Source organism: Desertibaculum subflavum (assembly GCA_003576705.1).
GTDB classification, from domain to species: domain Bacteria; phylum Pseudomonadota; class Alphaproteobacteria; order Ferrovibrionales; family Ferrovibrionaceae; genus Desertibaculum; species Desertibaculum subflavum.
Window position 1 is genome coordinate 20,234 of sequence record QOZS01000064.1, and the last position, 8,211, is coordinate 28,444.

7 protein-coding genes are annotated in these 8,211 nt (G+C 66.9%); all 7 read left to right on the plus strand.

Annotated features, from left to right (window positions below; all coding sequences use genetic code 11):
- Positions 1-22 precede the first annotated feature (22 nt).
- The 7 genes from fdnG to DT074_RS24175 all read left to right on the plus strand — a co-directional run bounded on the left by fdnG (position 23) and on the right by DT074_RS24175 (position 7,991).
- The gene (gene fdnG, locus DT074_RS24145) at positions 23-3,112 is read left to right on the plus strand and encodes a formate dehydrogenase-N subunit alpha (protein WP_119422429.1); all 3,090 of its coding nucleotides are present in this window, start codon (positions 23-25) and stop codon (positions 3,110-3,112) included.
- A gap of 13 nt (positions 3,113-3,125) precedes the next feature.
- A complete protein-coding gene (gene fdxH, locus DT074_RS24150) occupies positions 3,126-4,016 on the plus strand; it encodes a formate dehydrogenase subunit beta (protein WP_119422430.1) in 891 nt (296 codons plus the stop codon).
- A gap of 35 nt (positions 4,017-4,051) precedes the next feature.
- The gene (locus tag DT074_RS24155) at positions 4,052-4,684 is read left to right on the plus strand and encodes a formate dehydrogenase subunit gamma (protein ID WP_119422431.1); all 633 of its coding nucleotides are present in this window, start codon (positions 4,052-4,054) and stop codon (positions 4,682-4,684) included.
- Between the two features lie 138 nt (positions 4,685-4,822).
- On the plus strand, positions 4,823-5,740 hold the full coding sequence (gene fdhE, locus DT074_RS24160; RefSeq protein WP_119422432.1) for a formate dehydrogenase accessory protein FdhE: 918 nt from the start codon (positions 4,823-4,825) through the stop codon (positions 5,738-5,740).
- A gap of 14 nt (positions 5,741-5,754) precedes the next feature.
- Entirely contained in the window at positions 5,755-6,231 is a 477-nt protein-coding gene (locus DT074_RS24165; RefSeq protein WP_119422433.1) for a hypothetical protein, read from the plus strand.
- 96 nt (positions 6,232-6,327) lie between these two features.
- Positions 6,328-7,512, plus strand: a complete 1,185-nt coding sequence (carA, locus tag DT074_RS24170; protein WP_119422434.1) for a glutamine-hydrolyzing carbamoyl-phosphate synthase small subunit — start codon at positions 6,328-6,330, stop codon at positions 7,510-7,512.
- Positions 7,509-7,991 carry a nucleoside deaminase gene (locus tag DT074_RS24175; protein ID WP_119422435.1) on the plus strand — a complete coding sequence of 161 codons (483 nt, stop codon included), beginning with the start codon at positions 7,509-7,511 and terminating at the stop codon, positions 7,989-7,991. The genes carA and DT074_RS24175 overlap by 4 nt, the downstream gene beginning before the upstream one ends.
- Positions 7,992-8,211: the final 220 nt, after the last annotated feature.

Genomic DNA, 8,211 nt, shown 5'->3' on the forward strand with positions numbered 1-8,211 from the left:
GCGGTGCAGGGAGGGTCGGGCCATGCAACTGGAAGTCAGTCGGCGCGGCTTTATGCGCCTCGGCGGGGCGGCGCTTGCCACCTCGACCATGTCGGCTTTGGGTTTCGGGGCGGGGGAGGCGCTGGCCGCATCGGTCAGGCCGTTCAAGCTCTCCCGCGCGACGGAGACGCGCAGCACCTGTCCCTACTGCTCGGTCAGCTGCGGCACGCTGGTCTACTCGCTGGGCGATGCCTCCAAGAATGCCCGCGCCGAGATCATGCATATCGAGGGCGATCCGGATCACCCGGTGAACCGGGGCACGCTCTGCCCGCGCGGCGCGGCGATCCTGGACTTCGTGCGCTCGGCCCAGCGCCTGAAGCACCCGATGCACCGCGCCCCCGGCGCCAAGGAATTCAAGCGCGTCAGCTGGGATTTCGCGCTCGACCGCGTCGCCAAGCTGATGAAGGAAGACCGCGACAAGAACTTCGTCGCCAAGAACAACGACGGCGTCACCGTCAATCGCTGGCCGACCGCGGCCGCCTTCACCACCTCGACGCAGAGCAACGAAGCCGGCCTCGTCACCTACAAGGTGCTGCGCGGCACCGGCATCGTCGGCATCGAAAACCAGGCCCGAATATGACACGGACCGACGGTGGCCAGTCTGGCCCCGACATTCGGCCGCGGCGCGATGACCAATCACTGGAACGACATCAAGAACGCGGATGTCATTCTGGTGATGGGCGGCAATCCCGCCGAGGCGCATCCTTGCGGCTTCAAATGGGTCACCGAAGCCAAGGCGCATAACAAGGCCAAGCTGATCGTCGTCGACCCGCGCTTCACGCGCTCGGCGGCGGTTTCCGATCTCTACGCGCCGCTCCGCCCGGGCACCGACATCGCCTTCCTGCTCGGCGTGATGCGCCACATCCTGACCAACGACAAGATCCACACCGAATATGTGAAGGCCTTCACCAACGCGACCTTCATCGTCCGCGAAGGCTTCAAATTCGAGAACGGCCTGTTCACCGGCTACGACGAGACGAAGCGCGACTACGCGCGCGGCGAGTGGGAATACGAGATCGGCGAGGACGGCTTCGCCAAGGTCGACCCGACGCTGGCCAACCCGCGCTGCGTGCTCAACCTGCTGAAGGCGCATGTCGAGCGCTACACGCCGGAGACGGTGGAGAAGATCTGCGGCACGCCGAAGGACAAGTTCCTGAAGATCTGCGAGCACGTGGCCAGCACGGGCAACGGCGAACGGTCGATGACCTCGCTTTATGCTCTGGGCTGGACCCAGCACAGCCACGGCGCGCAGAACATCCGCTGCATGGCGATGCTGCAATTGCTGCTCGGCAATATGGGCGTGCCCGGCGGCGGCGTGAACGCGCTGCGCGGCCACGCCAATGTGCAGGGCATCACCGATCTCGGCCTGCTCACCACGGCGCTGCCGGGCTATCTCGCTTTGCCGTCGCAGGCGGAAGCCACCTATGCCGACCATATGAAGACGCGGCGCTTCAAGCCGCTCCGGCCCGGCCAGACTAGCTTCTGGCAGAACTACGAGAAGTTCTTCGTCAGCTTCCAGAAGGCGATGTTCGGCCAGGCGGCGACCAAGGAGAACGACTGGGCCTACGACTACCTGCCGAAATGGGACACGCCCTACGACGTGCTGAAGATCGTCGACACGATGTATGAGGGCAAGCTCAACGGCTGCATCGCGCAGGGCCTCAACGTGCTGATGGCCAGCGCGCACAAGGGCAAGGCGCTGCAAGGCCTCGCCAAGCTGAAATGGCTCGTCGTCATCGATCCGCTGGAGACCGAAACAGCCAGGTTCTGGGAGAACCACGGCGAGTTCAACGAGATCGATTCGGCCAAGGTGCAGACCGAGGTCATCCAGCTGCCGGCCTGCACGGTGGCGGAGGAAGAGGGCACCTTCACCAATTCCGGCCGCAACATCCAGTGGCACTGGAAGGCGGCAAACGGCGCCGGCGAATCGCGCAGCGATCTCGAAATCATGGCCGGCATCCACACCCGGCTGCGTGCGCTCTACGCCAAGGAAGGCGGCGCCTTCCCCGATCCGATCGTCAACCTGAGCTGGAACTATGCGCGTCCCGAAGCACCCTCGGCCGACGAGGTGCTGCGCGAGCTGAACGGTTACGTGCTGGAGGACGTGAAGGACCCGCAGGATCCGAACAAGGTGCTGATGCGGGCCGGCACCCTGGTGCCGGGCTTCGGCGCGCTGCGCGCCGACGGCACGACGACATCGGGCTGTTGGATCTATACCGGCTGCTACACCGAGGCCGGCAACATGACCATGCGCCGGTCGACCGACGACCCGACCGGGCTCGGCGTCTATCAGAACTGGGGCTTCGTCTGGCCGGCCAACCGGCGCATTCTCTACAACCGCGCCTCGGCCGACGCATCTGGCAAGCCGTGGAGCACCCGCAAGAAGTACATCGCCTGGAACGGCTCACGCTGGACTGGGCCCGACGTGCCGGATTACGGGCCGACGGTGAAGCCCGAGGCCTCGGTCGGCCCCTTCATCATGAACCCGGAAGGCGTGTCGCGGCTGTTCACCCGCGGCCTGATGCGCGACGGGCCGTTCCCGGAACATTACGAGCCGTTCGAATCGCCGGTCGCCAACTCTCTGCACGAGAAGGTGGCGAGCAATCCGGTGGCGCGCGTGTTCAAGGAGGACTGGAAGGAATTCGGCAAAGCGGACAAGTTCCCCTATGTCGCCACCACCTACCGTCTGACCGAGCATTTCCACTACTGGACCAAGACGCATCTGATCAACGCGATCCTGCAGCCCGAGCTGTTCGCCGAGTTGCCGGAGGCGCTGGCCAAGGAGAAGGGGATCGGCCCGGGCGATTGGGTCCGCATCAGCTCCGCCCGCGGCGCGATCAAGTGCAAGGCGGTGGTCACCAAGCGCCTGCCGACGCTGACCATCCACGGCAAGCCGACGCATGTGGTCGGCATCCCGATCCATTACGGCTTCGTCGGCACCGCGCGAAAGGGCCATGCCACCAACACGCTGACGCCCTTCGTCGGCGACGCCAACGTGAACACGCCGGAATACAAGGCGTTCCTGGTCAACGTGGAAAAGACGACGGCGCCGGCTGGCGCCCCGTCGGTCTGAGGGAGGGCAAGCCATGGCAACGCTGCAATCCCTCGACATCAAGCGCCGGTCGGCCACCACCGAGCCGCCGCCGCATGTGCGCGGCAACGCCATCGAGGTGGCGAAGCTGATCGATGTCTCCAAATGCATCGGCTGCAAGGCCTGCCAGGCGGCCTGCCTGGAGTGGAACGACCTGCGCGAGGAGGTCGGTTACAACACCGGCGTTTACGACAACCCGGCCGATCTCTCGCCGGCGACCTGGACCCTGATGCGGTTCACCGAGTTCGACAACAAGGGCAACCTCGAATGGCTGATCCGCAAGGACGGCTGCATGCATTGCGAGGATCCGGGCTGCCTCAAGGCCTGTCCGGCGCCCGGTGCCATTGTCCAGTACCAGAACGGCATCGTCGACTTCGTGTCGGAGAACTGCATCGGCTGCGGCTATTGCGTGAAGGGCTGCCCGTTCAACATCCCGCGCATCTCGCAGGCCGACAACAAAGCCTATAAGTGCACCTTGTGCTCCGATCGCGTCGCGGTCGGCCAGGCGCCGGCCTGCGCCAAGGCCTGCCCGACCCAGGCGATCTATTTCGGCTCCAAGGACGACATGATCGCCCATGCCGAGGAGCGCATCGTCGACCTGAAGGAGCGCGGCTACGCGAATGCCGGCCTGTATGACCCGAAAGGCGTCGGCGGCACCCATGTGATGTACGTGCTGCATCACGCAGATCAGCCCGAGCTCTATGCCGGCCTGCCGAACGAGCCGCGCATCAGCCGCCTGGTCGAGCTCTGGAAGGGCGGCACCAAGCCGCTGGCGCTGGCCGGCATCGGCCTCGCGGCGGTGGTCGGCTTCTTCCACTACATCGTGAAGGGTCCGAACGAGGTCACCGAGGAAGACGACGAGCGGGCGGACCAGATCAACCGCTGAGGCCCGGCACCGGTAACGTGGCGAGGGAGACGGGGATGGAGCGTCGCAATGGCGGAACGGTCGGCCGTTACACGACCGGCGCCCGTATCAACCACTGGATCACCGCGGGCTCGCTAGTCCTGATGGCCTTGAGCGGGCTCGCGCTGTTCCACCCGTCGCTGTTCTTCCTCACCCATCTGTTCGGCGGCGGGCAGTCGACGCGCATCATCCATCCCTGGATCGGCGTCGTGCTGTTCTTCGGCTTCGCCGGCCTGTTCATCCGCTTCTGGGCCTACAACCTGTGGAACCGCGACGACACGCAGTGGATGAAGCAGTCCGGCGACGTGATCAACGCGCGCGAGGAGAAACTGCCGGAGATCGGCCGCTACAATGCCGGGCAGAAGCTGGTCTTCTGGGCCATGACCTTGCTGATCGCGGTGCTGTTCCTCAGCGGCATCGTGCTGTGGGACACCTATTTCCACGCATACTTCACCATCGGCCAGAAGCGGCTCGCGGCGGTAGTGCACGCCTTCGCCGCCGTCATCACCATCCTGGTCTGGATCGTGCACGTCTATGCCGCGATCTGGGTCAAGGGCACGGTGCGCGCCATGACCCGCGGCTCGGTCACCGGCGGCTGGGCCTGGCGCCACCACCGCAAATGGCTGCGCGAAGTGGTGCAGAAGCGGTAGAATCTTCTCCATGTGCGACAGGGACCGTCATGGCCGGGCTTGACCCGGCCATCCACGCCAGCGGTCAGTGCGGCGGTAAGCCGTGGGTGCCCGGGTCGAGCCCGGGCACGACGTCGTAATGCGGTTGGGTGTGTTCGCATGACCGTCAAAGGCAGCGTCGTTTCCGATCCGACCAAGGTGCCTGTCGCGCCGGAGGTGTTCCTGCGCCTGCCTGACCGCGCGCGCCTGCATGCCCGCCGCGCCGCACGCTTCGCCAAGCTCGCCGAGGCATCGCCGATGGGCGATTTTCTCCGATTCCTCGGGCAGATCGCGACGGCGCAAGGCGTGGCGCTCGCCGCCTTGCCGGCGCCGCCGTCGGTCGACGCGGCCGCGCTCGGCCGGCTGCATGACCACGGCATGCCGGTCTTCGGCCGCAGCGATCACCGCCGCGGCGCCGAATGGCAGGTCGCGCTCGACCGCATCCTCGCAGGCCTGCGCGGCGGCGCGATGCCGGAAGCCGCGCGGACGGCGCTGGACGAAGTGGCGGCGATGTCGCGGCCCGATCGCGAGGCCTTCGCCGATCGCGTGCTCGGCGAGCGGCTGGCGGCACATGAGCTGGCGCCGGCGCTGTTCGTCGGCGCCGCGCTGCAGGTCTACTGGATCTGGCGTGCCGGTGCGCTCGACGCATCGCGCCTCGTCGCCATGCAGCCGGACCGGCTCTGCCCGGTCTGCGGCTCCGCCCCGCTCTGCAGCCTGATCGATCTGCGCGGCCTGCCCGAGCGCACGCGCTATCTGCACTGCGCGCTCTGCGAAGCGGACTGGCGCTACATCCGCGCCAAATGCGCCGATTGCGGCAGCGTCGAAGGACTCGCCTATCACGGCCTGGAAGGTGTGGAGAGTCCGGCCCGGGCCGAGACCTGCGATGCGTGCAAGGGCTATGTGAAGATCCTCACCGGCGAGAAGGATGCGGAGATCGATCCCTTCGCCGACGATCTCGCCACCCTCGGCCTCGACCTCAAAGTGTCGGAAGCCGGCTGGCAGCGCGCCGCCGCCAATCCCTTTCTTCTGGCGGGTTAGGGCCTGCTGGCCGGATGACCGCACCGACCGACCGCCTCGCCGCGCTGATCGCCGGCCTCGAATCCGCCGCCAATGCGGCGGAGCAGGCCGAGGCAAGCTTCAAGCGCGATATCGACCTCCGCATCGCCGAGCTCGAACGCGCCCGCGCCTTCGCCTTCCGCCGTCTCCGCCTCATCGGTGCCATGGCGGCGCCGGCCGAGGGCGAGCGGGAAGCCGCCGTTGAGGCCCGGCTCGATGCCGCCATGCGCCATATCGGCTGGCTGGTGCCGGGCGCCGAGCTCGACCCGACCGAGCTGGAGGTGCGCGCGGCGCTCGAACCCGTCGCGGCCGCCCTTGAGGATCTCGCTCGGCCACCGGAGGGGGAGGGCGAGCCGCCTTCGGCCGCCGACGCGCTGGTCCGGTTCGAGGCCTGGTACCGCGCCCGCTTCGGCGCCGAGTTCCTCGACGTGTTCGAGCAGCGCGCCGAGTTCCGCTCCCTGGTCGATTTCTGAGCCGGGCGGCCCGGCCGCAGAGCGGCTTTGCGTCCCTGCCGGCTTGTAAGAGCGGCCCGATGCCCCTAGGTTCCGGCCTAAATCCCGGGTGAACGCATGACATCGAAGGAAACGGCGCCGCTGGCGCCGCCCCCAGGCACGAGTGCGGTCGTGGTGCTCGCCGATGGCACGCGGTTCTATGGCCGCGGCATCGGCGCCACCGGACAGGCTATCGGCGAGATCTGCTTCAACACCTCGATGACCGGCTATCAGGAGATCCTGACCGATCCCTCCTATGCCGGGCAGATCATCACCTTCACCTTCCCGCATATCGGCAATGTCGGGACCAATCCGGAGGACATCGAGACGACGGGCCCGGCCGCCCGCGGCCTGGTGCTGGCCGCCGACATCACCGACCCGGCCAATTATCGCGCCACCGCCCATCTCGACGCCTGGCTGAAGAACCGCAACCTGATCGGCATCGCCGGCGTCGACACGCGCCGGCTGACGCGCCGCATCCGCGATCTCGGCGCGCCGAACGGCGTCGTCGCGCACGAGCCGTCGGGCAAGTTCGACTTCGCCAGGATCGAGCGCGAGGCCAAGGCCTGGCCCGGCCTGGAAGGCATGGACCTCGCCAAGGACGTCTCCTGCCTGCAGGCCTATGACTGGGAGGAGACACGCTGGCAGTTCGGCAAGGGCTATGGCCGGCTGACCGACCCGCGCTTCCATGTCGTCGCGCTCGATTTCGGCATCAAGCGGAACATCCTGCGCTCGCTCGCCTCCGCCGGCTGCCGCGTCACCGTGCTGCCGGCAACGGCGACGGCCGAGGACGTGATGCGCCGCAATCCCGACGGCATCTTCCTCTCCAACGGCCCAGGCGATCCGGCGGCGACCGGCGAGTATGCCGTCCCCACCATCACCAAGCTGATGGATAGCGGGCTGCCGATGTTCGGCATCTGCCTCGGCCACCAGATGGCGGCGCTGGCGCTGGGCGCCAAGACCCGGAAGATGGATCGCGGCCATCGCGGCGCCAACCACCCGGTCAAGGACCTGCAGACCGGCAAGGTGGAGATCACCAGCCAGAACCACGGCTTCGTCGTCATCCCCGAGACCCTGCCGAAGGATGCCGAGGTGACGCATGTGTCGCTGTTCGACGGCTCCAACGAAGGCTTCCGCCTGAAGAACCGCCCGGTCTTCTGCGTGCAGTACCACCCGGAAGCCTCGCCCGGGCCCCAGGATAGCCACTACCTGTTCCAGCGCTTCGTCGCCCTGATGGAAGAGCGCAAGAAGCAGGCGGCGTGAGCGCGAGCGACGACCGCGCCTTCCTCCAGCGCGCCGTCGCGCTGGCGGCCGATTGCCTGACCAAGCCGACCGACGGCCCGTTCGGCGCCGTGGTGGTGCGCGACGGCCGCATCGTCGCCGAAGGCCAGAACCGCGTGACGCAGGACAACGACCCGACCGCGCATGCCGAGGTGGTGGCGATCCGCAATGCCTGCGCCGCGGAGAACACCTTCCATCTCGCCCCCGGCGCCGTGCTCTACACCAGCTGCGAGCCCTGCCCGATGTGCCTGGCCGCCGCCTATTGGGCGAAGGTCGAGCGCATCGTGTTCGCGTCCGACCGCGCCGACGCGGCGAAAGCCGGTTTCGACGACGCCTTCCTCTACGACGAGATGCCGAAGCCGCCGGGCGAACGGAAGATTCCGATGCACCGCATGGCGCTCAGCGAGGCCGACGACGTGTTCCAGGCCTGGATCGATAAGCCGGACAAGATCGCGTATTAGATTTGCCTTTTCACACAAAATATGATAATATTTTTATATGGATTCTCTCGCAAGGCCCGATTCAACTTTCGGCGCTTCCCAGGAGCTGTCGGCAAACCAATCCGCCGCGGAACAGAAGCGCCGCGGAACAGAAGCGCCGCGGAACAGAAGCGCCGCGGAACAGAAGCGCCGCGGAACAGAAGCGCCGCGGAACAGAAGCGCCGCGGAACAGAAGCGCCGC

Bases quoted from the DNA above. Each gene is read 5' to 3' on its own strand.
- DT074_RS24155 (WP_119422431.1), top strand. From the start codon at position 4,052: ATGGAGCGTCGCAATGGCGGAACGGTCGGCCGTTACACGACCGGCGCC.
- DT074_RS24165 (WP_119422433.1), top strand. From the start codon at position 5,755: ATGACCGCACCGACCGACCGCCTCGCCGCGCTGATCGCCGGCCTCGAA.
- carA (WP_119422434.1), top strand. From the start codon at position 6,328: ATGACATCGAAGGAAACGGCGCCGCTGGCGCCGCCCCCAGGCACGAGT.
- fdxH (WP_119422430.1), top strand. From the start codon at position 3,126: ATGGCAACGCTGCAATCCCTCGACATCAAGCGCCGGTCGGCCACCACC.
- fdhE (WP_119422432.1), top strand. From the start codon at position 4,823: ATGACCGTCAAAGGCAGCGTCGTTTCCGATCCGACCAAGGTGCCTGTC.